The 22,189-nt window shown below is 68.7% G+C and carries 16 protein-coding genes and 1 pseudogene; 9 read left to right on the forward strand and 8 right to left on the reverse strand.

Annotated elements, in window-relative coordinates; all coding sequences use genetic code 11:
• Window positions 1-99 precede the first annotated feature (99 nt).
• The 4 genes from INR38_RS21035 to INR38_RS21050 are packed head-to-tail and all read left to right on the forward strand — an operon-like array spanning window position 100 to window position 4,112.
• Window positions 100-1,092: an ABC transporter substrate-binding protein gene (locus INR38_RS21035; protein ID WP_034395739.1), complete on the forward strand. Its 993-nt coding sequence runs from the start codon at window positions 100-102 to the stop codon at window positions 1,090-1,092.
• A gap of 19 nt (window positions 1,093-1,111) precedes the next feature.
• Window positions 1,112-1,975 (forward strand): ABC transporter permease, encoded by an 864-nt coding sequence (locus INR38_RS21040; protein WP_207442952.1) that lies wholly within the window; start codon window positions 1,112-1,114, stop codon window positions 1,973-1,975.
• Complete coding sequence (locus INR38_RS21045; protein ID WP_207442951.1) at window positions 1,972-2,697, forward strand: ABC transporter ATP-binding protein; 726 nt, start codon at window positions 1,972-1,974, stop codon at window positions 2,695-2,697. The genes INR38_RS21040 and INR38_RS21045 overlap by 4 nt, the downstream gene beginning before the upstream one ends.
• A 47-nt stretch (window positions 2,698-2,744) precedes the next feature.
• Window positions 2,745-4,112 carry an LLM class flavin-dependent oxidoreductase gene (locus INR38_RS21050; RefSeq protein WP_207442950.1) on the forward strand — a complete coding sequence of 456 codons (1,368 nt, stop codon included), beginning with the start codon at window positions 2,745-2,747 and terminating at the stop codon, window positions 4,110-4,112.
• A gap of 31 nt (window positions 4,113-4,143) precedes the next feature.
• Here INR38_RS21050 and INR38_RS21055 read toward each other — a convergent pair whose 3' ends face one another.
• Window positions 4,144-5,037 carry an amino acid ABC transporter substrate-binding protein gene (locus tag INR38_RS21055; RefSeq protein ID WP_013801845.1) on the reverse strand — a complete coding sequence of 298 codons (894 nt, stop codon included), beginning with the start codon at window positions 5,035-5,037 and terminating at the stop codon, window positions 4,144-4,146.
• Window positions 5,038-5,219: 182 nt separating this feature from the next.
• Between INR38_RS21055 and corA the strand changes: the two genes are divergently transcribed.
• Together corA and ppk2 are read left to right on the forward strand one after the other, a co-directional pair.
• Window positions 5,220-6,194 (forward strand): magnesium/cobalt transporter CorA, encoded by a 975-nt coding sequence (gene corA, locus INR38_RS21060; protein WP_012206223.1) that lies wholly within the window; start codon window positions 5,220-5,222, stop codon window positions 6,192-6,194.
• A 114-nt stretch (window positions 6,195-6,308) separates the two neighbouring features.
• A complete protein-coding gene (gene ppk2 / locus INR38_RS21065) occupies window positions 6,309-7,229 on the forward strand; it encodes a polyphosphate kinase 2 (protein WP_043821211.1) in 921 nt (306 codons plus the stop codon).
• Between the two features lie 138 nt (window positions 7,230-7,367).
• Here ppk2 and INR38_RS21070 read toward each other — a convergent pair whose 3' ends face one another.
• On the reverse strand, window positions 7,368-13,412 hold the full coding sequence (locus tag INR38_RS21070) for a DUF4011 domain-containing protein (RefSeq protein WP_207442949.1): 6,045 nt from the start codon (window positions 13,410-13,412) through the stop codon (window positions 7,368-7,370).
• 201 nt (window positions 13,413-13,613) lie between these two features.
• On the opposite strand from INR38_RS21070, the gene INR38_RS21075 reads away from it, so the two are divergent.
• Window positions 13,614-14,501 (forward strand): LysR substrate-binding domain-containing protein, encoded by an 888-nt coding sequence (locus INR38_RS21075; RefSeq protein WP_207442948.1) that lies wholly within the window; start codon window positions 13,614-13,616, stop codon window positions 14,499-14,501.
• A 65-nt stretch (window positions 14,502-14,566) separates the two neighbouring features.
• Here the strand turns inward: INR38_RS21075 and INR38_RS21080 are convergent, their stop codons facing one another.
• Both INR38_RS21080 and INR38_RS21085 read right to left on the reverse strand, forming a co-directional pair.
• On the reverse strand, window positions 14,567-15,436 hold the full coding sequence (locus INR38_RS21080; RefSeq protein WP_207442947.1) for a DMT family transporter: 870 nt from the start codon (window positions 15,434-15,436) through the stop codon (window positions 14,567-14,569).
• A gap of 127 nt (window positions 15,437-15,563) precedes the next feature.
• Complete coding sequence (locus INR38_RS21085) at window positions 15,564-15,857, reverse strand: metal/formaldehyde-sensitive transcriptional repressor (protein ID WP_242699142.1); 294 nt, start codon at window positions 15,855-15,857, stop codon at window positions 15,564-15,566.
• Window positions 15,858-15,902: 45 nt separating this feature from the next.
• On the opposite strand from INR38_RS21085, the gene dmeF reads away from it, so the two are divergent.
• Complete coding sequence (gene dmeF, locus INR38_RS21090) at window positions 15,903-16,919, forward strand: CDF family Co(II)/Ni(II) efflux transporter DmeF (protein ID WP_207442945.1); 1,017 nt, start codon at window positions 15,903-15,905, stop codon at window positions 16,917-16,919.
• Window positions 16,920-16,921: 2 nt separating this feature from the next.
• Here dmeF and INR38_RS21095 read toward each other — a convergent pair whose 3' ends face one another.
• Window positions 16,922-18,592, reverse strand: coding sequence for an ABC transporter substrate-binding protein (locus INR38_RS21095; protein ID WP_207442944.1), 1,671 nt, complete (start codon window positions 18,590-18,592; stop codon window positions 16,922-16,924).
• Window positions 18,593-18,707: 115 nt separating this feature from the next.
• The gene (locus tag INR38_RS21100; RefSeq protein WP_207442943.1) at window positions 18,708-20,189 is read right to left on the reverse strand and encodes a leucyl aminopeptidase family protein; all 1,482 of its coding nucleotides are present in this window, start codon (window positions 20,187-20,189) and stop codon (window positions 18,708-18,710) included.
• Between the two features lie 68 nt (window positions 20,190-20,257).
• Between INR38_RS21100 and INR38_RS21105 the strand changes: the two are divergent.
• Window positions 20,258-20,410: pseudogene (locus INR38_RS21105) on the forward strand (DUF6616 family protein); the annotation flags it as partial.
• Between the two features lie 55 nt (window positions 20,411-20,465).
• Here the strand turns inward: INR38_RS21105 and INR38_RS21110 are convergent.
• Both INR38_RS21110 and INR38_RS21115 read right to left on the reverse strand, forming a co-directional pair.
• Entirely contained in the window at window positions 20,466-21,140 is a 675-nt protein-coding gene (locus tag INR38_RS21110) for an RraA family protein (protein ID WP_063325658.1), read from the reverse strand.
• Window positions 21,141-21,180: 40 nt separating this feature from the next.
• Complete coding sequence (locus tag INR38_RS21115) at window positions 21,181-22,167, reverse strand: tripartite tricarboxylate transporter substrate binding protein (RefSeq protein WP_012206232.1); 987 nt, start codon at window positions 22,165-22,167, stop codon at window positions 21,181-21,183.
• Between the last annotated feature and the right edge of the window lie 22 nt (window positions 22,168-22,189).

Below are 22,189 nucleotides of genomic sequence, written 5' to 3' on the forward strand. Positions count from 1 at the left end.
CCACGCCCATGTGTGTGGCGCGCGTTTGCAAATACGGAATCGGTATTTTCACAACTGAAGCACGCTAACTAGCATCCATCCCATTGCAATCTTTTGAGGATGGAGCGCGTGAACAAGCGTCGTTTCCTGCTGGCCGGCCCTTCCCTGCTGGCCGCTGCCGCCCTGGCTTCCACCACCGCCGCGCGGGCTGCGGCCGACCCCAGGACCCGATTGGTCGTTGCCGACCAGAGCGAGCTGCTGCGCCACCTGCTGGACGCCAGCGGCGAGCGCAAGCGCCTGGGCTTTCAGCTGGAGCTGCCCAACTTCGCGGGCGGCCCGGCCATCTTCGAGGCCATACGCGCAGGCGCGCTGGACATTGCCTATGTGGGCGACACGCCGCCCATCCAGGCGCGCGCCGCCGGTGTGCAGCTGCCCATCATCGCCACCTTCACGCGCGAGCGCGCCCAGTACCGGCTGGTGCAGCGTGCCGATGCAGGCATAGAGCGCCTGGCCGACCTGCGCGGCAAGCGCCTGAGCTATGTGGAAGGCTCGGGCCGCCAGGTCTTCCTGATCGAGGCATTGACACGCGCGGGCCTGACGCTGGCCGACGTGAAGCTGGTCAACCTGCGCGTGGCCGAACTCAACGACGCGCTGCGCGCCAAGGCCGTGGACGTGGCCGTGCTCATGGAGCCCCATGTCACGCGCCTGGGCAAGCAGATCGGCGCGCGGCCCGTGCCCGATCCGCAGGAGCGCACGCTGCTGCCCGCCACCTCGTACCTCTATGCCCGGCCCGACGTGCTGGCCGACCCGGCCAAGTCCCAGGCCATCGTCGATTTCCTGGGCGCCTTCGTGCGCGCAGGCAAGTGGAGCAATGGCCACGAGCAGGAATGGGGCCGCCACTACTACACGCAGTTCCAGCGCATCGATGCGGAGAGCACGGCGGCCATCCTGGCATCGCAGTCCGACCTGCTGTTCCAGACGGCCGCCGAGGCGCAGCCGCACCACCAGAAGCTGATCGACATCCTGCACGCCGCCGGCAGCCTGCCGCAGCGGCTGGATGCGGCCGGCTCCTTCGTGTCCACCTACGACCGCGTGATCGTGGCCAACCGATGAACCGGCCAGAAAACACACGATGACGCAAGCGCAACTGGACATCAACGCGGCCGGTCTGGCACCGGCCACCGCAGCCACCGCTCAATCCGAGCCCGCCCCCCGGGCCGCCGTGCAACTGGTGCCCGCGCGCCTGTCGCAGGGCGCGCTGCTGGTGGGCCCCGGCCTGCTGCTGGTGCTGTGGGAGGCGGCCTCGCGCCTGGGCTGGCTGTCGCCGGAGACGCTGACCGCGCCCTCGCAGGCCCTGGTCGCCGGCTACGGCATGGTGGCCGACGGCAGCCTGCTGCCCCACCTGCTGGCATCGGCAGGCCGTGCCTACAGCGGGTTGCTGCTGGGCGTGGTGGCTGGCGTGCTGCTGGCCCTGGCCTCGGGCCTGACGCGCACGGGCGAGGCCCTGCTCGACGGCCTGGTGCAGATCAAGCGCGCCGTGCCCACGCTGGCGCTGATTCCCCTGGCCATCATCTGGCTGGGCATTGGCGAATCCATGAAGATCTTCCTGATCTTCACGGCCGTGCTGGTGCCCGTCTACATCAACACCCACGCGGCCCTGCGCGGCATCGATATCGGCCATGTGGAGCTGGCCCAGACCCTGGGCCTGTCGCGCGCCGAATTCATCCGCAAGGTGGCGCTGCCGGGCGCACTGCCGGGCTTCTTCGTGGGCCTGCGCATTGCCGTGTCGCTGTGCTGGACGGCGCTGGTGGTGCTGGAGCTGATCAACACGCAGACCGGCATCGGCTACCTCATGAACCGCGCCCGCGACTGGGGGCAGACCGATGTGATCGTGGTGGGCATCCTCATCTACGCCCTGCTGGGCCTTCTGTCCGACGCCGTGGTGCGCCGCATCGAGGCGCATGTGCTGTCCTACCGGAGGTCGCTGGGATCATGAGCCATCACCCCACCCCGGGCGCCGTGCGGCTGCAGCGCTTCACGCGCAGCTTTGGCGGCAAGAACGTGCTGGACGCCATCGACCTGGACATTGCCTCGGGCCAGTTCGTGGCCCTGCTGGGCGAGTCCGGCTCGGGCAAGACCACCTTGCTGCGCGCGCTCGCGGGGCTGGACGGCCATGCGCAGTCCAGCGGCGCGGCCAGTGCGCAGGGCAACGTCTCCGTGCTGTTCCAGGACGCGCGTCTGCTGCCCTGGCTGTCGGTGCTGGACAACCTCACGCTGGGGCTGGACGCCCGCGCCGTGCTGCCCGCAGCACGGCAAATCCTGCACGACGTGGGCCTGCAGGACAAGGCTGGCGCCTGGCCCGCCACGCTGTCAGGCGGCCAGAAGCAACGCGCATCGCTGGCCCGCAGCCTGCTGCGCGACCCGCACGTGCTGCTGGCCGACGAACCCTTCGGCGCGCTGGACGCGCTCACGCGCATGCGCATGCACGGACTGCTGCTGCGCCTGGTCGAGCGCATACGGCCCACGGTCATCCTCGTCACGCACGACGTGGACGAATCCCTGCTGCTGGCCGACCGCATCCTGGTGCTCAGGGACGGCCGCATCGCCGAGGACCACGCCGTGGACCTGCCCCATCCCCGCCGCCCCGACCATCCTGCCTTCATGCAGCTACGCGCCACCTTGCTGCGCAGCCTGGGCGTCGAGACAGAGATCGCCTGACGCCGGCCCCGCCCGCGAAACAACCCACACAACAAAGGACTGCTCCCATGTCTCGGCAACTGCACCTGAACCTGTTCCTCATGACGCGCGGCCACCATGAAGGCGCCTGGCGCCATCCCGGCGCCAACCGCAAGGCGCTCACCGACCTGGAGCTGTACGTCGATGCCGCACGCATCGCCGAGGCCGCCAAATTCGACGCCGTCTTCCTGGCCGACAGCCTGGTCGGGCCCGAGAACGGCCAGCAGATCACCTCGGGCCTGCTGGACCCGCTGGTGCTGCTGACGGCACTGGCGCTGCGCACCGAGCGCATCGGCCTGATCGGCACCGCCTCCACCACCTACAGCCATGCCTACACGCTGGCGCGCCAGTTCGCCTCGCTGGACCATCTGTCCAAGGGGCGGGCGGGCTGGAACATCGTCACTTCCTGGGCGCCCAACGCGGGCCTGAACTTCGGCCTGGCCGACAACGTGGACCACGGCGACCGCTACCGCATCGCCGAGGAATTCGTGTCCGCCGTCGATGCGCTGTGGCGCAGCTTTCCGGCCAGCGCCCTGCTGGACGACACGGCGGCCGGCCAGTTCCTCGACGCATCGCAGATCCGGCCCGTCCACTTCGAGGGCAAATACATCCGCACGCGCGGCCCGCTCAACGTGCCCGGCAGCCCGCAGGGCCGGCCCGTCTTCGTGCAGGCCGGCCAGTCCGGGTCCGGCCGCGCCTTTGCCGCGCAATGGGCCGAGGCCATCTTCACGGCCCACGGCTCGCGGGAATCGGCCCAGGCCTTCTATGCCGACATCAAGGGACAGGCGCAGCAGCTGGGCCGCCGCCCGCAGGACATCGTGATCCTGCCCGGCATCAGCGCCGCCATAGGCTCCACCGAATACGAGGCGCGCCAGGTCTGGGAAGAGCTCGACAGCCTGACCAGCATCGAGGTCGGCCTGGCCCGCCTGTCCGCACGCTTTGGCGGCCACGACTTCTCGGCCGTGCCGCTGGACCGCCTGCTCACGCGCGACGACTTCCCCGATCCCGACAAGGTCGAAGCCTCGCGCAGCCGCGCCGTGGGTTACGTGGAAACCAGCCTGCGCGACGGCCTCACCCTGCGCGGCCTGCTCAAGCGCCTGGCCGGCGCCCGCGGCCACCTGGCCGTGGCCGGCACGCCCGAACAGGTGGCCGACATCATCGAAGACTGGTTCAGGCACGGCGCGGCCGACGGCTTCAACGTCATGCCGCCCATACTCAACCAGCAGTTCGAGCTGTTCACCAGCGAAGTCGTGCCGATCCTGCGCAAGCGCGGCCTGTTCCGCGAGGAATACGACAGCCGCACGCTGCGCGGGCATTTCGGGCTGGGGGAGCTGGCGGGGACGGGAGCGGTTGGTGCCCCAGCCGCCCGCCCAAGGGAGCAAGCGCTGGCGGCTTGACCGATGCGGCGCTGCGGCTGCACAGACAGGCCTACAGCAGAATGTCCGCCGTGGGGTACTTCCAGAAGTCGCGCAGCAGGTAGCTGATCGGCAGGTTCAGATTCGTGGAGCTGGGTGGAATCGGCTGCAGGAACCACTTCTCGTAGATAGGGTGGATTTCGCGGCTGGTGATGATCCGCTTCATCTCTTCATCGACCAGTTTCTTGAACGCGGTATCGGCCTTCGGCAGCATGATGGCCAGGGGTTCGGTGGACAGGAACTTGCCCACCACCTTCAGGGCGCGTGGATCGGGCCGTGCAGCGGCCAGCCCGTTGAGAAGCACGTCATCCATCACGAACGCGTCGGCTTCGCCCTTCTCCACCATCTCCAGGGCCCTCGCGTGATCGGGGGCCTCCACAATGGTGATGCCCATGAGGCGCTGCCTGTTGGCCTGCGTCACCAGGGCCATCGGGCTGGTGCCCTTGGTGGAAACCAGCTTTTTGCCCTTGAGATCTTCCATCGCGTTGATGGTGCTTTCGGCCTTCACGAGCATCCGGGCGCCGGTGATGAAATGAGGAACCGTGAACGCCACGGTCTGGCGCCGCTGCGCGTTGTTCGTGGTCGAACCGCACTCCATGTCGGCCTTGCCCTGCTCGATCACGGCCATGCGATTGGCGGGCGTGACCATCAGGAACTCCACCTTCATGTCCTTCCTGCCTGTCTGCTTGCGCACCGCCTCGGCCAGGCGAAGGCACAGATCCAGCGCGTAACCGACGGGCTTGCCGCTGCGCGTGTCGATGTAGGAGAAGGGGACCGACGATTCCCGGTGCGCAATCACCAGCGCGCCACCGGCCTGGACCTTGTCCAGCACACCGGCTGCAGATACACCGCTCAAGGCCGACAGGCCCAACGCACCCAACGCAATTCCCCACTGGCGAAAGATCATCGAAGTCCTTGGATCGCAGGCGCCGGGCGGCGCCCAGCAGTGTCGTGACAGGTTATACACGTATTGTTACCAAATGCGCAAACCTGGGCTGCTGGCGGTTTTGCCGGCACCTTGGCCTCTGGCTTTTCCCCCTCTCCCGTTATGGCAGGATCACCAGCACCAGAATTACCGAGGGAACTCCCATGCTGATCAACTGCGTCGCCTACGAAAACGGGGCCAAGCTGGCGGACATTCCCGTCGCCGACATCAGCAACTACATAGAGCGGCCCGGCTGCTTCGTCTGGGTGGCGCTGGCGGACGCCACGCCGGCCGAGCTGGAGGAGATGCGCCAGGAGTTCGGCCTGCATGCCCTGGCCGTGGAGGATGCGCTGCACGGCCACCAGCGGCCCAAGCTGGAGGAGTACGGCAGCTCGCTGTTTGCCGTGATGCACCTGCTGGAGCCCGAGCCCGAGCGGCCCGGCCACTTCAACCACGGCGAGGTCGATGTGTTCGTGGGCTCCAACTACGTGCTGTCGGTGCGCAACCGCAGCAAGCGCGGTTTCCTGGGCGTGCGCGAGCGCTGCGAGAGCGAGCCCGAGCTGCTGCGCCACGGCTCGGGCTTTGTGCTGTATGCGCTGATGGATGCGGTGGTGGACCGCTACTTTCCCATCATCGACGCGCTGGAGGTGGAGCTGGAGCAGATCGAGCAGCAGATCTTCACCAAGGGCGCGGCGCGCGACAACATCAAGCAGCTGTATGAACTCAAGGGCCGCGCCATGGACCTCAAGCACGCCGTGGCCCCCCTGCTGGAAGCCGTGGGCAAGCTCAACGGCGGGCGCGTCCCCCAGATCTGCGTGGGCTCCAGGGACTACTTCCGCGATGTGATGGATCACCTGGGCCGCATCAACGCCCAGATCGACACCATGCGCGACACCGTGGGCACGGCCATCCAGGTGAACCTGTCCATGGTGTCCATCGAGGAAAACGAAGTCACCAAGCGGCTGGCAGCCTGGGCCAGTATCTTCGCCATCTGCACGGCCTTCTTCGGCGTCTGGGGCATGAACTTCGAGAACATGCCCGAACTGAAGTGGCAATACGGCTATCCGGCCGCACTGCTGTTCGTGCTGGGTGTTTGCGGCCTGCTTTACTACAAGTTCCGCAAGGCGGGGTGGCTGTAGGCGGCGGGAAGGCGACGAGTGCCAGGGTATTCACCCAGCCGCACCGTCACAGCCGCGTCACACATCCACGCCACCATCCCAGGCGCCAACTCCTGGACGCCCGGATTCCCCACCATGTACGACGAACTTCTGCCCGACCACCATGATTCGCTGATGCAGCGCATCGAACGCGATCTGCTCGACAGCTACGACGAAGAACTGGAGATGGAGATAGACGACGCCCGCCTGAGCAGCGGTGGCGACGATCTGGACGGTGCCGACTCCGTGAGCCGCCAGACCTACTTTCGCGAACTGCTGCGCCTGCAGGGCGAGCTGGTCAAGCTGCAGGACTGGGTGCAGCACCACAGGAAAAAGGTGGTCATCCTCTTCGAGGGCCGCGATGCGGCCGGCAAGGGCGGCGTGATCAAGCGCATCACCCAGCGCCTGAACCCGCGCGTATGCCGCGTGGCCGCCCTGCCCGCGCCCAATGACCGCGAGCGCACGCAATGGTATTTCCAGCGCTATGTCTCCCACCTGCCTGCGGGCGGCGAGATCGTTCTCTTTGACCGCAGCTGGTACAACCGCGCGGGCGTGGAGCGCGTGATGGGCTTTTGCTCCGACGAGGAGTACGAGGAGTTCTTCCGCTCCGTGCCCGAGTTCGAGAAGATGCTGGTGCGCTCGGGCATCACGCTGGTGAAGTACTGGTTCTCCATCACCGACGACGAGCAGCACCTGCGCTTTCTGGGGCGCGTGCACGACCCGCTCAAGCAGTGGAAGCTCAGTCCCATGGACTTCGAGAGCCGCCGCCGCTGGGAGGACTACACCAAGGCCAAGGAAGCCATGCTGGAGCGCACCCACATCGCCGAGGCGCCCTGGTGGCTGGTGCAGGCCGTGGACAAGAAGAAGGCCCGGCTCAACTGCATCTCCCACCTGCTGACGCAGCTGCCCTACGAAGAGATAGAGCACCCGGCCATCGTGCTGCCAGAGCGCACGCGCAATCCCGAATACACACGCAACCCCGTTCCCCAGCACATGTACGTTCCGGACAAGTACTGACACCCCCTGAGGCGCTTCGCGCCTTCCCCCTCTCTACCCGCCTTGCGGGGGAGGGGGACGACACCCTCGGTGCGGGGGCGGCCCTTCCTTGGTGTCTCTGGCTTCAGCAAGTGCCCATTTCATGCGCACGGCCGACTTTCAGACCTTATGCGCCTCGCCGTCCTCCACGGATGCCTCGGACGCCTCAGGCGTCTCTGGCGTCTCTGGCGTCTCTGGCTCTGCCCCGGCGACTGCAGCCGCCTGCGGCACCTCGGCAACCTCGGCCGCACGCTTGCGCCGGTCCTGCTCCAACAGCTCGGTCAGCGCCGCGTGGATGCGCTCCAGCGTGCCGCCCGGGTTGACCCACCAGTCCGTGGACCAGATGCGCAGTATCTGCCAGCCCAGGCCGCGCAGCACCTGCTCGCGCAGCTTGTCGCGGTCGCGCGCCGTGGCCGAGCGGTGGTATGTGGCGCCGTCGCACTCCACGCCCGCCAGGTAGCTGCCCGCATGGTCCGGGTGCACCACGCCCAGGTCCACGCGGAATGAGGATGCGCCGATCTGCGTGTGCACGCGCCAGCCCTTGCGCTCCAGCGCCTGGGCCACGCTGGCCTCGAAGGGGCTGTCGAAATCGCCCTGGCTGCCATGGTGCGACTCGGCCAGCGCGCGCGGGCCGCGCTCGGCAAATTCCAGGAAGTGCTTGAGGTCGCGCACGCCCGCCGCCTGGGTGCGCGACAGGTCCATCTGCTCGCCGCGCAGGCTGGAGAAGATGCGCAGCTCCTGCCGCGCTCGCGTCACCGCCACGTTCAGCCGCCGCTCGCCGCCATCGCGGTTGAGCGGGCCGAAGTTCATGGACACCGCGCCCGAGATATCAGGCCCGTAGGTGATGGAAAAGTACATGATGTCCCGCTCATCGCCCTGCACGCTTTCCAGGTTCTTGACGAAGACGGGCTCCAGCAGCGCATCGGAGAAAAACGGCTCCAGCCCCGGGTCCTTGCGGCGCTCCTCGTCCAGCAAATCCTCGATCAGGCTTTGCTGCTCGGAGTTGAAGGTGACCACGCCGATGGTGGCACCCGACTGCGCAAACCCCGGCGACTGCAGCCGCGCCACCAGGTCGGCTACGAGGGCCTTGGCCTCGGGCTGGTTGATGCGGGCACCACCCTTCTCATAGCGGCCCTGCACGGCGTGGAAGCTGACGGCGCGGTCGTCGGTGACGGGCGAGGGAAAGGTCACCAGCCCGCCGCCGTAGTAGCGGTGGTTGCTGAAGGCGATCAGGCTTTCATGGCGCGAGCGGTAGTGCCACGACAGGTTGCGCGTGGGCAGGCTGGCGCCCAGGCATTCATCCAGGATGCTTTCCATGTCGCCTTCCACGCCCTGCGTGTCGTCTTCGAAGGTGTCGGAGGTGTCGGCGCGGCCGAAGAAGCTGGTGGGCGGCAGCTGCTTGGGGTCGCCCACCATGACCACCTGCTTCGCACGCGCCATGGCGCCGATGGCGTCCCAGACGGGGATCTGCGAGGCCTCGTCGAAGATGACGATGTCGAAGTTGCTGGTCTCGGCGCTCAGGTACTGGGCAATGGACAGCGGACTCATCAGCAGGCAGGGCGTCAGGCGCAGCACGGCCGAGGGGATCTGCTCCAGCAACTGGCGCAGCGGCAGGTGCTGGCGCTTCTTGGTGATCTCGCGCCGCAGGATGCCCCACTCGCTGTTGCGCTGGATGCTGTCGGCCGACGGCAGGCCCGCGCACAGCCGCGCACGTATCCACTGGCGCGTGACGGAGGTGAATTCATCGTCCAGCGCGCGGAAGTCGGCAATGCGCCGCTCATGCTCGGCAGAGACGAAGCGCTTGAGCACCTCGTCCTCGTCCACGGCCAGCGCCAGCCACCAGCGCGCGTAGTTGACCTCGAAGGCCTGGGGCGCCTGGGCCGGCTCCAGGCTGCCGGACTTGATGGCGTCGGCCAGCGCACCCAGCCCGCCCGCGCGGGCCGTGGCCTGGGCATTGCGCCAGGCGCACCAGGCATGCAGGCCGCCCTGCCCGGCCAGCACGCCGCCCGCCGTGGCCGCCAGTTGCTCGGCCGTGCGCTGGGCCAGGGCACGCTGCTGCGGCTCGCCATGGGCTGCCGCCGCGCTGAAGGGGTCTATGGCCGCGTGCAGGCCGGCCAGGCTGTCCAGCAACTGCTGGCAGGCCATGCCGATCGCGGTGCCCTCGCCCAGCTCGGCGCTGCGCAAGGCCAGCACCTGGTGCAGGGCCTGGCGTGCCTGGGCCAGTTCAGCCTCCTGCCAGCCCAGCCCGGTCAGCCCTGCCTGCAGCGACCCCTGCAGGCGCAGCGCATGCTCCACGGCTTGCGGGCGCGTGTCCAGGCCGTCCCAGACGCCGGGGCAGCGCAAGCGCAGATCGTCCAGCGCCTGCAGCTGTTCCTCGATGGCGCTGCGGGCCGCCAGCTGCGCATGGGCCTGCTGCAGCGCCGCGCCACAGCGGCCCTGGGGCACGGCGGCGTGCGATGCCATCAGGCCGCCGCGCCGCGTCAGTTGCAGGCGCTCGCGCTCGAAGGCCAGCGCGTCCTGCAAGGCCTGGGCATCGGTTTCCAGGCCGCGCCACAGGCCGTGGCTGGCATCGGCCAGCGGCAGGTAGCCATCGAGCTGGCGGTCGATCTGGTACAGGGCCTGCAGGCGCTGCACTTCGGCCGCCCAGCGCTCGCCGCCATGGCCTTCGGCCACGGCCTCCAGTCCATCGAGCGAGAAGGATTTCTGCGCACGCGCGGCCAGCAGGGCCGCATTGGCCTTCAGGGCGCTGCGCGCATGGTCGGTGCGCGTGCGGTGTCCGGCCCACAGGCCGTCGGCTGCGGCGCCGGGCTGGATCTGGTCCAGTTCCTCGCGCAGGCCTCGGATGCGCACCAGGGCGGCCAGGTCATCGGCCACGCGCGGCTCGCCCGTGCCCTCGATGGTGGCCTCCAGCGCCGCGCGTACCTTGCGCCGGCCCAGCCAGGACAGCGGCCACAAGGACTTGCCGGCCCTGGCCCATTCGCGCTGCAGCTGCGAGACATTGAGCTGGCCCACGCCCGCGCCGTACTTGACGGACAGGCCCTGGCGCAGCGCCGCGATCTCGTCGATGCACTGCAGGCCGCGCTCCAGCTCGTCGCCCAGGGCCACGGGCCAGGGCGTGCCCAGCCCGGCCTGCAGGCGCCGGCGCTGCGCCAGCAGGTCCAGCGCCTGGGCCAGGCGCGTCTGCAGCTCGGCCGGCCAGGGCGCCGGAATCTGTGCGGACAGATCACCGTGCTGCGCCAGCAGCTGCAGCCCCGATTGCAGGGATTCTCCAATGCGCGCGCCGTCAGGCAGCATGCAGAAAGCCAGGTTGCGGCCTGCGGCCGCAGGCAGCGCGCGCGCGATCACGCCCAGCGCCGAGCGCGCCTGGCGCCCCAGCGCCGGCCACTCGATGCGCAGCAGCCGGCCCAGCTGCTGCGCCGCCTCGGCAAAGCCCTGGCCTGCATCGTGCAGGGCCTGGGCGGCATCCACCATCTGCTGCTGCCAGCGCACGGACCAGTCGCTGGCCTGCACCGTGGCCAGCGGCCCGTCCTTCAGATGCTGCGCGCCCACGGCCTGGGCATTGGCCTGCAGGCGGCCCGCAGTCTCGCGCAAAAGGGCCAGGCCCGCTTCGTCATGGGCCTGGGGCGTGGGCCAGTGAAATCCCAGGCGCGGCAGCGCCTCGCCACCGGCCACGGCGCCAATGGCGCGGTAGATGGTCCAGCCGTTGGCGTGGCGCCGGTGCAGGCGCTCCACATAGGCCGACAGCTGCTCGCGCAGGCGGCCGAGCTGGCTGGCCTTGGCGGCCCAGGCCTCGGCATCCACCTGGCCATGCGAGTCCCAGGATTTCTGCAGCTGGCCCAGCACATCGAGCTTGCGGCTCTTGTTGGAGTGCAGCTCCAGGCAGAACTCGCCCAGGCCCACTTCGCGCAGGCGGCGGTAGACCACGTCCAGCGCGGCGATTTTCTCGGCCACGAAGAGCACGCGCTTGTCCTCGGCCAGGCACTGCGCGATCAGGTTGGCAATGGTCTGGCTCTTGCCCGTGCCCGGCGGGCCGATGAGCACGAAGTCCTTGCCGCGCGCAGCGGCCATCACGGCCGACAGCTGCGATGAATCGGCCGGCAGCGGGCTGAAGACCTGCTGCGGCGCGAACTCCTGGTCCAGCCGCCGCGTGTCGGGAAAGGCGATCTCCGAGCGATAGGGCTCGCGCGGCGTGTCGATCAGGTGGGCGACCACGGGCGAGCTGCGCAGCTGGTCGGCGCGCTCGGCCAGGTCCTTCCACATCAGGTATTTGGCGAAGGAGAACATGGACAGCACCACGTCCTCGCTGACCTCCCAGCCGCGCACGTCCTTGATCGCCTCGCGCACGCGGGCCCAGATGCCGGTGATGTCCAGCCCGGCCTCGTCGCGCGGCAGGTCGCCTGCGGGCACGCCCAGCTCCAGCTGGAAGTCCTGGCGCAGCATCTCGACCAGGGTGGGGTTGAAACGCGGCTCGTCCTCATGCGCCTGCAGCGTGAAGCCCGAGCGCGCGCTCTTGCGCTCCAGCGTGACGGGCAGCAGGATCAGCGGCGCGCGCACGCGCACATCGGGCTTGTCGGGCCGGCTCCAGACCAGAAAGCCCAGGGCCACGAACAAGGTGTTGGCGCCGCCTTCCTGCAGCGCGTTGCGCGCGCCGCGGAACAGCTCCACAAAGCGGCTGTCCAGCTCCAGCGGCTCCAGGTCGATGAAGACCTCGCGCCGCTGCAGCGCCTCTTCGGCGTGCGCGCCGCGCAGGTCTTCCAGGCTGCGCGCCTCGTGCAATGGCTGGCTGCGCGGGTCCTTGCCCTGCATGAGCTCGGGGCTGGGCAGCAGCTTGAGCACCTGGCCCCGGGCCAGCGTGTCCTCCAGCGCGGGCGCGGCCACCTGCAGCAGCAGCGATTTCTTGCCGGGCTTGAAGTTGAGCAGGGCATTGCGCAGCGACAGGTCCAGCAGCCGGCGCTGCCAGCGCGCCAGCCTGTCCTTGGGATCGAGCTGGGAGGTGGGCACTTCGCGTGTCTGCGCGTGCGGCAGGAGTTCGGGCGGCGGCTCCACGGTGAGTCGGGGCTCGGCCTGGCCTTCGCCGGCCTCGGGCGCGGCGTCCTGGGGCTGGGCCAGCGCCAGCGGGCGGATGCGCTGCATGCGCGCGCGCCGCACGTCCACCAGCAGCTCGAACTGGTCCTCATGCTCTTCGGCCAGTTGGCGCGCGCCCTGGGCAATGGCCTGGCTGAAGGCCACGGCCTGGCCTTGCGCGGCCAGCGTGGTCTCGAAGACCACCAGCTCCTGCAGCTTGAGCCGCTTGCGCACGGCCGTGATGTCATCGACCACGGCGGTCGAGAATTCCTGCCTGCCCAGCCACAGACCCACGAAGGCATGGCCGCGCGTGAAGACCAGCAGCGGGTTCAGGTGCGCCTGCTCCAGGCAGGAGGCGAACAGCAGCGTCAGGTCCAGGCAGGTGGCCAGGCCCGCATCCAGCACCTGGGTCGCGCCGCGTATCTTCTGGCCCGCATGCTCGAAGCTGGCCGGCGGCAGCGCGTAGTTGAGTTTCTTCTGGAGCACGGAAGTCCAGATGGCCGAGGCCAGTTCCCAGGCCCGCTGCGGCCCCTGTTCATAGCCGTTGATGGCGCCGGACTTGCCCGCCGCCTCCAGCGCCTGCGCCGCGCCCTTGAGGATGCGGTCCACGGCCGGATCGTTGGGTTGCACGAAGGCCGCCACCATCTCGGGCAAATGCCCCAGGCCGCCCCACTGGTTGCGGGCCAGCAGTTCCAGCGGGTGTTCGTGCCGGGCCAGCACCGTCTCTGCCGGCTGGCCGCTGCGCAGCTCCAGCCGCAGCACGGCGGGCTCGGCCTCGGTCAGGCGCGAGAGCAAGGCGCCGTCCAGCGCCACATCCAGGTCGGTCAGCGCATAGGTGCTGTGCGCGGCCACCGACTCCAGGCGCCAGGTGCGCGGCTTGATGAAGGCAGGCTCCGAGGCCAGGTGCAGGCTCAGCGCCTGCAGCGGCAGCTCGCCCTCGTTGACGATGGCCAGCTCCAGCAGCGCGGGCACGGCGTTCTGGAAGTCGGCGAGATTGAGCTTGGCGACGGTGCCGATGCGCAGCTGCGGGGCCGTCTGCGGCGCCTGGGCGGCGGCGGTGGCGGCATCTGCGGGGGAATCTCGGCGGGGGTCTTCTGTCATGCGCGGTAGTCCTTGGCTGGCCAGCAGGCGGCGGGAACTGTCGAAATCCCGTCATATTCCTGGCCCGACGATTGTCCGCTGCGAATGGGGCGCCGTGTCCGAGATGGGCGGTTTTCAGGGGTCACTGTTTGCAAAAAATGAGAGCATGGATGAAGGTGCCGGCCATCGGCGCGCCCGGCTCCAGTACGATGCCGGCCAGCCATGCGCAACATCCCGCCCCTTCACCTCATCGCCGCCTTCGATGCCGTGGCGCGAAGCCAGAGCTTCAAGCAGGCGGCCGAAGAACTGAACCTTTCGGACAGCGCCGTCAGCCACCGCATCCGCGAACTGGAAAAGCTGCTGGGCACCCCGCTGTTCCACCGCACCACGCGCGTGGTCACGCTCAGCGCCGAGGGAGCCTGGCTGCACCAGCAGACCCGCGCCCCGCTGCAGGCGCTGGAGACCACCTTCGGCAGCCTGGTGCAGGGGCGCGACGTGGTGCGCATCAGCGCCCTGCCCTCGTTCGCACGGCTGCGGCTGGTGCCGTCGCTCACGGCCTTTCAGCGCAGCCACCCGGACGTTTCCATCGCCATCGATCCGACCACGCGCACCGTCAATCTCCAGCAGGGCGAGGCGGACATCGCCATCCGCTTTGCACACCAGGCGCCTCAGGCACCTCTGGCATTCCACTGCGAGCGCCTGCTGGACGACGAATGGTTTGCCGTGGCCGCGCCACGCTACCTGGAGAAGTTCGAGGGCCTGGATCTGGCGGGGCTGTTCCGGCGGGCCAACCTGCTCTCGCACAGCCGCCAACCCTGGGAGCCCTGGCTGCAGGCCGCGGGCCTGCGCATCTCGGCAGCCCAGCGCCAGCTCAGCTATTCGGACACGGGCTTCATGCTGGACGCGGCGCTGAACCTGCAAGGCATTGCGCTGGGCCGCCGCTCCCTGGTCCAGCGCCTGCTGGCCGAGCGCAGCCTGGTGCGCGTCTCGGACACGGCCATCCCCTGCAGCCAGAGCTATTTCCTGCTGGCTTCCGAGCGCGCCATGGTCTCGCGCCATGGCGCGGCCGTCATGGACTGGATTCGTGCGGTGGCGGCCGAGGCCGGATAGCCGGGCGCCGCCGCCCGCCGCCCGCCATCCGCGTTCACGCTTCACACGTTCACGCCCTCACATCCTCAGCGCGCCATGGTCAGCGCAATGCCCAGCAGCACGCCCGCCATGGCCGCCGCCTTGGGCCGCAGATGGCGTTCGGCAAAGAACCGTGCCGAAAGCGCAAACACCATGACCAGATTGGCGCGGCGCAGCACCGAGATCACGGCAATCTGCGCGCCCTCCATCTGCACGGCGGCCAGGTAGATGGACTCGGCCAGCACATAGGCCAGCGCAATGGCGGGCACGGCCCAGTTGCGCCCCAGCAGGCTGCGCAGCTCCAGCCCGCGCCAGATCCAGGGCAACAGCAGCAAGGCCAGGGCGCCGCGCTGCAGCGCAGACCAGGCCTGGACGGCAACCAGGTCCATGCGCAGCGTGGCCAGAATGTGCTTGTCGTACAGGGCATTGGCCGAGGACAGCAGCGTGGCCGCCAGCATGCACAGCACCCAGAGATTGCGACCAAAGCCTATGCCCTCCTTCCGGCCGACCAGGGAGAACAGGTAGTACGAGGCCATGGACACCGCCAGCCCCAGCCATTGCCACCAGCCCAGTTGCTCGGACAGCAGGAGCACCGCGCCCAGCGCCGTCCACAGCGGCCCGCTGGCACGCACGCCCGCAGAGATGGACAGCGGCAAGGCCTTCACCGAGTAGTACGACAGCACCCAGGTGGCCACCATCATCAGCGACTTGGGCAGCAGCAGCATCTGCTGGCGCAGGTCCAGCTCGGCGGACGAGGAATCGCCCATCGCCACGAAAGGCAGCCACAGCAGCGCGCCCAGCGCCGAGCACCAGAACACCACCTCCAGCACGGACTTTTCCCCCAGCGCCAGCTTGGTCAGAAAGTCATATGCCCCCAACACCAGGCCGGCCAGCAGCCCCAACACCATCCAGTCCATATCCGCCTGCACTCCTGAATTGACACGGGTGCAAGCGTAGGAGCGATGGCTGCAGGCATTGCTGAGACCTGTGCGGCGATTGCGCAATCGCGCTCATGAATGCGCGGCCCCGCGGCAGGGCCGGCCGTCACTTCATGTACGAGCGCATCACCGACAGCACCAGGTCCACATCGGCGTCCCGGGTCTCATGGGCCTCACGGGCCTGGCTGCCGGCCGTGCCATCGCCCAGATGGGTGCGCACATGGCCTTCGAGCACCTCGAAGATCATGCCGTTGACGGCGCCGCGCACGGCCGCCAGTTGCTGGAGGATGGCCGCGCAGTCGTGCTCGGCCTCGAGCGCGCGCTCCAGCGCCTGGGCCTGGCCCTGGATGCGGCGGATGCGCGTGAGCAAGCGCTTCTTGTTCTGAATCGTATGTGCCATGAGGGCCATTCTAGGCGCCTGCACATACTGGGGTACAGTATCTGCATGCGCAGCATTCCATCCCTCTCGACCGCTGGCGTCGCCAGCCCCAGGCAGCATTCACACCGTTTCGACGAAGGCAACCCGCTGGGCGAGCGCCGTGCCATGCTGGCTGCGGGGCTGACGGCGGCCATGATGGTCGGGGAGATCGCAGGCGGGTACGGATTCAACTCCATGGCGCTGCTGGCCGATGGCTGGCACATGGGATCGCACGCGCTGGCGCTGGGGCTCTCAGCTGGCGCCTATGCGGCCGCGCGCAGATTGGCGGGAGATACGCGCTTTGCCTTCGGCACCTGGAAGATCGAGGTGCTGGCCGGCTACACCAGCGCCATCTTGCTGCTGCTGGTGGCGGGCGGCATGGCCTGGCAGTCGGTGCAGCGCCTGTTCTCGCCCTCGCCCATCCACTACGAGCAGGCCCTGGGCGTGGCCGCGCTGGGCCTGCTGGTCAACCTGGTCTGCGCCTGGCTGCTGAAGGGCGGGCACGGGCATCACCATGGCCATGGTCACGACCACGGACATCACCACGGGCACGGCAGGCATGCGCACGGCGGCCACGCGGGCGACCGCCATCACGGCGACCATGGCGATCTCAACCTGCGCTCGGCCTACCTGCATGTGCTGGCCGATGCCGCCACCTCGGTGATGGCCATCGCCGCCCTGTTCGGCGGCATGGCCTGGGGCCTGGGATGGCTGGACCCGGCCATGGGCCTGGCCGGCGCCGTGCTGGTGGCGGCATGGGCCCTGGGCCTGCTGCGCGACAGCAGCCGCGTGCTGCTGGACGCCGAGATGCACGCCCCCGTGGTCCGCGAGGTACGCGAGGCCATCGCCCAGGCGCCGTTTGCCGCGCAGATCTCCGACCTGCATGTCTGGCGCGTGGGCAAGGCGCGCTACGCCTGCATCGTGGCGCTGGACGCGCCCGCAGGCGTGGACCCCGATGCCGTACGCCAGCTGCTTGGCGTGCACGAGGAACTGGTCCACGTCACGGTGGAGGTCAACCGGCCGCAGCCGGCTGCGACACACTGAGCCTACTGCGCGCCGGCCACCGCAGCCTGGCGCGCACCGGGCTGCTTGAACAGCTTGAAGTACGGCGTGTTCGACGGATTCACCGGGATGTCGAACTTGCGCACCATGGCATAGGTCTGGATCTGGTCGTGCAGCGGCAGGTAGATCAGCTCCTTTTGCACCGTGCTCCAGATGGAGTGGATGGTGGCATCGCGCTTGCGCGCATCGCCCTCGGAGGCCAGGGAGACGATCTGGCTGTCCAGCTCGGCATTGCTGTAGCGCGTGGCATTGGTGTTGCCCCGGCCATTCTTGCCGCGCGTGTGCACCAGGTAGTCGAAGACATAGGCCGAGTCATAGGTGGGCACGCCCCAGCCGTACAGGTAGAAATCCGTCTCCTGGTTGTTGATGGCCGCCGTCTGGATGGCCAGCGGCCGGGACGACACGGCGGTCTTCACGCCGATGCGGCCCAAAAAGCCGGCGATGGCCTGGCAGATGGCCTCGTCGTTCAGGTAGCGGTCGTTCGTGCAGTGCAGGGTGATGCCGAAGCCGTTGGGGTAGCCGGCGTCGGCCAGCAGCTTCCTGGCCTGGACAAGGTCGGCCTTGCCCACAGCGCCAAAGGATTTCTCGTAGCCGTGCACAAAGGGCGGCGCAATGATGTTGGTGGGCACGGACAGGCCGCGCATCACGGCGCGCTGTATGGCCTGCCGGTCGATGGCCAGCTGGAAGGCCTGGCGCACGCGCAGGTCGGCCAGGGGGTTCTTGTCCTTCACATCGGAATGCGCCAGCGGGGCGGCGCCCACGTTCAGGCCCAGGAAGATGGTGCGGTTCTCGGCCGCCTGGTTGATGCGAAAGCGCGGGTCGGCGCTCAGGCGCGCAATGTCCTGGATGGGCAGGTCCTGCACGAAGTCCACCTCGCCCGACAGCAGCGCCGCCACGCGCGTGGCCTGGGACTTGATGGGCAGGTAGACCAGTTCGTCGATCTCCAGCGGGAACAGCCCCTTGCCCCAGTAGCCGGGAAACTGCCGCAGCACGGTGCGCGTGTCCTGCTCGCGCGAGGCGATGACATAGGGCCCCGTGCCGTTGGCGTTGCGCGTGGCGTAGTTCTCTTCCTTGGCCAGCGCGTTCTGCGGCTGCTCGGCACCATGGGCCTTGGCCCAGGCGGCGCTCAGGATCTGGATGTTGATGAGGCTGGCCGGCAGCAGCGGGTTGGGCCCGTTGGTCCTGATGTGCACGGTGAAGGCATCGACCTTGGTCACGTCGGTGATCGAGGTCAGCAGCGAGCGCATGTCCGAGGTGGCCGAGCGCGCGCGGCGCAGCGAGAACAGCACGTCGTCGGCCGTGAACAGGCTGCCGTCATGAAACTTCACGCCCTTGCGCAGCTTGAACTCCCAGACCGAGGGGTCGGCAGTCAGCGCCCAGGACGTGGCCAGGGTGGGCAGCAGCTTGCCATCGGCCGTGCGGATGATCAGCGGCTCGTAGATCTGGTGCAGCAGGTTGTGGTTGGGGCCGTTGTTCAGCGCGTGCGGGTCCAGCGTGGATGCGTCGGTGGAGCGCGCCCAGCGCAGGGTTTCGGCCTGGGCGGGCGATGCGCACAGCAGGGCTGCGGCCAGAGCGGGAAGCAGTGCGGAAGTTCGCAGGGTGCGCAAGTGGGTGCGCAGCAGGGAAAGGCGAGGCAGGAAGCGTCTTTGGGTCATGAAGTGTCCTGGCAGCCGGAACAAGATCGCAGGAAGGCGGCGGCGGGTGCCGCGCCGGCTGCACCAGACGGCCGATTGTGTGGAGCCACCAGCCCGCCGCAAAGCCTGATTGCGCCTATGCAAATGCGCTGCGCGCAGATGCAAAGTGCTGCGACAGCAGGGCGTACAGCGCGCGCAGGCCCTGGGCCTCGCCGCCCCTGGGACGGCCGGGGCGCTCCTCCAGATTCCAGGCGAACAGGTCCAGGTGCAGCCAGGGCAGCTCGGGCGGCACAAAGCTCTCCAGGAACAGCGCAGCCGTGATGGCGCCGCCCTGCGGCGTGCTGGCGGCGTTGAGCAGGTCGGCCTGGTCGGAGCGGAGCATGCGGCGGTACGGGGCCCACAGGGGCAGGCGCCACAGCGGGTCGGCTTGCGCGCGGCCCTGGGCTAGCAGGGCCTCGGCCCAGCCGTCATGGTTGCTGAACAGCGCGGGCAGGTCCGGCCCCAGCGCCGTGCGCGCAGCGCCCGTAAGCGTGGCCAGGTCGATCAGCAGCGCGGGAGGCATGGGCGCGCTGCGAATGGCGTGGTGCAGCGCATCGGCCAGCAGGAGCCGGCCTTCGGCATCGGTGTTCTCGATCTCCACGCGCCGGCCGTCTCCGGCCTCGATGATGTCGCCGGGCCGCAGCGCACCGGCACCCACGGCGTTCTCCACCGCAGGCACCAGCAGCTTCAGGTGGATGGGCAGGCCCGCCTGCATCAGCAGATCGGCCAGGGCCAGGGCGTGCGCGGCGCCGCCCATGTCCTTCTTCATCCAGCGCATGCCTGCGGCGGGCTTGAGGTCCAGCCCGCCGGAGTCAAAGCACACGCCCTTGCCGATGAGCACCACATGGGGCAGCGCGGCATCGCCCCAGGTCAGCTCGGCCACGCGCGGCGCCTGGGCCGCCGCCCGACCCACGGCGTGCACCAGGGCAAAGCCTGCGGCAGGCAATTCGTCGCCCACCCATTGCCGGTAGCGCGCGCCATGGCGCGCGGCCAGGTCGGCCACGGCCTGGGCCAGCTGTTCGGGACCCAGCTGGTTGGCAGGCAGGTTGACCAGCCGCCGCACCTCGCCAATGGCTGCGGCCATTGGCGCGACGGCGGCCTGCTCATCAGGGCTTGCCACCAACTGAGCGAGTGATGGAGCGGTTGCCGCATCCGACTGCCGCGCCTGGCGGGTCGATGGCAACGCGCCCAATGCCCAGCCCAGGAGCAGATGCGGCCTCTGAGCCTCATCCGCATCGGTGAGCGTGTAGGTGCCGGGCGGCAGCGCAGCCGGCAGGCCGGCCAGCTGCCACAGCGGCTGGTCCGGGTCCACGCCGACCAGCACGCCAGCGAGGACAGTGCCCTCGCCCTGCCCTTCCCTCTGCACTTCAGCCTGCATGCCGGGCAACAGCAGGATGCGGCCCGGCTGCGCATCAAAGCCTGCGGCGCGCGCCCATCGGGCCTGGGCCGGGGACAGTTGCTCCAGCACGGCCGCCAGCGTGGCGGGCGTGGCACGGTGCAACGCCGTGGCGGGTTGGGATGAAATGGCAAAGGCGCCGGGGCGGGAATCGGAATGGACAGTTGCGACGGGGCTGGACATGGCGTGGTCAAAGCGCGCCAGCCTAAAGGCCAGCCCGGCTATCGCAAACAAGCCTGCCGCATATGGATATGCGCATCTGGCGCTTTCCCGATACCGCCGCGCGCGATGCCCTGCTGGCAGGCATCAAGGCCAGCGGCTGGTACGGCTACTTCGACCATGTGAACGCGGCCAGCGGCACGGGTGGCCTGGAAAGCCATCTGAAGGCGCTGGCCGAGGCCTGAGGCGGACGGGCCATGGGTGCTGGATGGGTGCCGGATGGGTGATGCCGCACCGGCCCTACGGCTGAATCGGGCACCCCAGACGCTTGAGCGTCTCGTCGATCCATGGCGCGCTGTAGGTACCGGCAGCGATGTCGGCCACCATCCTGGCCTCAACGACCTGCTTTCCGTGTGCCGCATCCAGCAGGGCCTGCGCCTGCGCATGCGGTACGCACAGCAAACCATCGTCATCGCCAATCATGAGGTCACCTGGCTCGATCACCATGCCATCGATGGCGATCGGCACATTGATCTCGCCCGGGCCGTCCTTGTAGGGTCCGCGGTGCGTGACGCCCGCTGCGAATACCGGGAAGCTGCCAGCACGAATCCATGCCGCGTCCCGGATCGCGCCATTGATCACGATGCCGCCCAACTGGCGACGCATGGCGTCTCCCACCATGATTTCTCCGATGAGTGCGTTGGTGAGGTCGCCGCCCGCATCCACCACGATCACGTCACCTGGGCTGGCCAGTTGAAGTGCCTTGTGGAGCATGAGGTTGTCGCCCGGGCGTGTCTTGATGGTCAACGCGGGGCCGGCCATGCGCCCGCCGCCGTGCATGGGGCGCAGCCGCGCGCCGCCAGCCGTCATGCGGGCCATGCAGTCGCTGACGTTGGCAACAGGCACGTCGAGATAGCGCCTGGCAATATCAAGGCTGACAGCGCGTTGCCGCTTCAGAATTTGAAGACCGATCATGGTGTGGTTCTCAGAGTGGATGGAATGAAAGCCGTGCCGCTCAATCGAGCGTGGTGCCAGAGCTCTTGACGATGGGTGCCAGGCGTGCGCGGTCGCTGGCGTAGAGCCTGGCCATGTCCTGCGGTGTGCCGGTGATGAGTTCGGCGCCGGAGTCGGCGATCTTCCTGGCCGTGTCGGGTGCGTTCACCACCTTGTTGATGGCTTCGTTGAGCTGCTTGACGATGGCGTCGGAGGTGCCGGCCGGGGCCATCACGCCCCACACGCTGGCCAGCTCCACGCCCTTGATGCCGGATTCGGTGTAGGTCGGCACGTCGGGCAGCAGCTTGGAGCGGCTCGCGGTGGTCACGCCGATGGCGCGCACCTTGCCCGACTGGATGTGCGACAGCAGCGTGGGGACGGAGCCCATGTACATGTCGATGCGCCCGCCCAGCAGGTCGGGCATGGCCTGCGCCATGCCGCGAAACGGCACGTGGGTGAACTTCACATTCGAGCTTTTCTGCCAGGCCTCGCTGATGAGGTGCGAAATGGTGCCGGTGCCCGGCGTGGCAAAGCTCAGGCGCCCGGGGTCCTTCTTCGCCGCCTGGACGATGTCGTCCAGGGACTTGTACGGCGAATCGGCATTCACCACGAGCACGGCCGGGCCGGCTGCGACCAGGGCCACGGCGCGCAGGTCCTTGTCGGGGTTGTAGGTGAGCTTGGAGTACAGCAGCGGGTTGAGCACCACGTTGTCGGTCTGCGCCATCACCAGGGTCAGGCCGTCGGCGGGGGCCTTGGCCACCTGGTCCAGAGCCAGGTTGCCACCGGCACCGGGCTTGTTCTCCACCACGATGGCCCAACCATGGGCCTCGGTGAGCTTGGTGCCGACCAGCCGCGTGAGGTTGTCGGTGCCGCCACCGGCCGGAAAGGGCACGATGAACCTGATGGGCCGCTGCGGATAGGTGCCCTGGGCATGGGCCGGGGCCATGGCGGCAGCGGTCAGTGCCAGCAGGCCGGCGAGGGCCAGGCGGCGTCGGGTCGGGGTCGTCATTGCGGATGTCTCCTTTGGTGGT

It is taken from the genome of Delftia sp. SD018, assembly GCF_017355445.1.
Taxonomy (GTDB): Bacteria; Pseudomonadota; Gammaproteobacteria; order Burkholderiales; family Burkholderiaceae_C; genus Comamonas; species Comamonas acidovorans.

Bases quoted from the DNA above. Each gene is read 5' to 3' on its own strand.
- INR38_RS21080 (WP_207442947.1), bottom strand. From the start codon at position 15,436: ATGGACTGGATGGTGTTGGGGCTGCTGGCCGGCCTGGTGTTGGGGGCA.
- INR38_RS21095 (WP_207442944.1), bottom strand. From the start codon at position 18,592: ATGACCCAAAGACGCTTCCTGCCTCGCCTTTCCCTGCTGCGCACCCAC.
- ppk2 (WP_043821211.1), top strand. From the start codon at position 6,309: ATGTACGACGAACTTCTGCCCGACCACCATGATTCGCTGATGCAGCGC.
- INR38_RS21100 (WP_207442943.1), bottom strand. From the start codon at position 20,189: ATGTCCAGCCCCGTCGCAACTGTCCATTCCGATTCCCGCCCCGGCGCC.
- dmeF (WP_207442945.1), top strand. From the start codon at position 15,903: ATGCGCAGCATTCCATCCCTCTCGACCGCTGGCGTCGCCAGCCCCAGG.
- INR38_RS21040 (WP_207442952.1), top strand. From the start codon at position 1,112: ATGACGCAAGCGCAACTGGACATCAACGCGGCCGGTCTGGCACCGGCC.
- INR38_RS21110 (WP_063325658.1), bottom strand. From the start codon at position 21,140: ATGATCGGTCTTCAAATTCTGAAGCGGCAACGCGCTGTCAGCCTTGAT.
- INR38_RS21085 (WP_242699142.1), bottom strand. From the start codon at position 15,857: ATGGCACATACGATTCAGAACAAGAAGCGCTTGCTCACGCGCATCCGC.
- INR38_RS21045 (WP_207442951.1), top strand. From the start codon at position 1,972: ATGAGCCATCACCCCACCCCGGGCGCCGTGCGGCTGCAGCGCTTCACG.
- INR38_RS21050 (WP_207442950.1), top strand. From the start codon at position 2,745: ATGTCTCGGCAACTGCACCTGAACCTGTTCCTCATGACGCGCGGCCAC.
- INR38_RS21070 (WP_207442949.1), bottom strand. From the start codon at position 13,412: ATGACAGAAGACCCCCGCCGAGATTCCCCCGCAGATGCCGCCACCGCC.
- INR38_RS21055 (WP_013801845.1), bottom strand. From the start codon at position 5,037: ATGATCTTTCGCCAGTGGGGAATTGCGTTGGGTGCGTTGGGCCTGTCG.
- INR38_RS21115 (WP_012206232.1), bottom strand. From the start codon at position 22,167: ATGACGACCCCGACCCGACGCCGCCTGGCCCTCGCCGGCCTGCTGGCA.
- corA (WP_012206223.1), top strand. From the start codon at position 5,220: ATGCTGATCAACTGCGTCGCCTACGAAAACGGGGCCAAGCTGGCGGAC.
- INR38_RS21035 (WP_034395739.1), top strand. From the start codon at position 100: ATGGAGCGCGTGAACAAGCGTCGTTTCCTGCTGGCCGGCCCTTCCCTG.
- INR38_RS21075 (WP_207442948.1), top strand. From the start codon at position 13,614: ATGCGCAACATCCCGCCCCTTCACCTCATCGCCGCCTTCGATGCCGTG.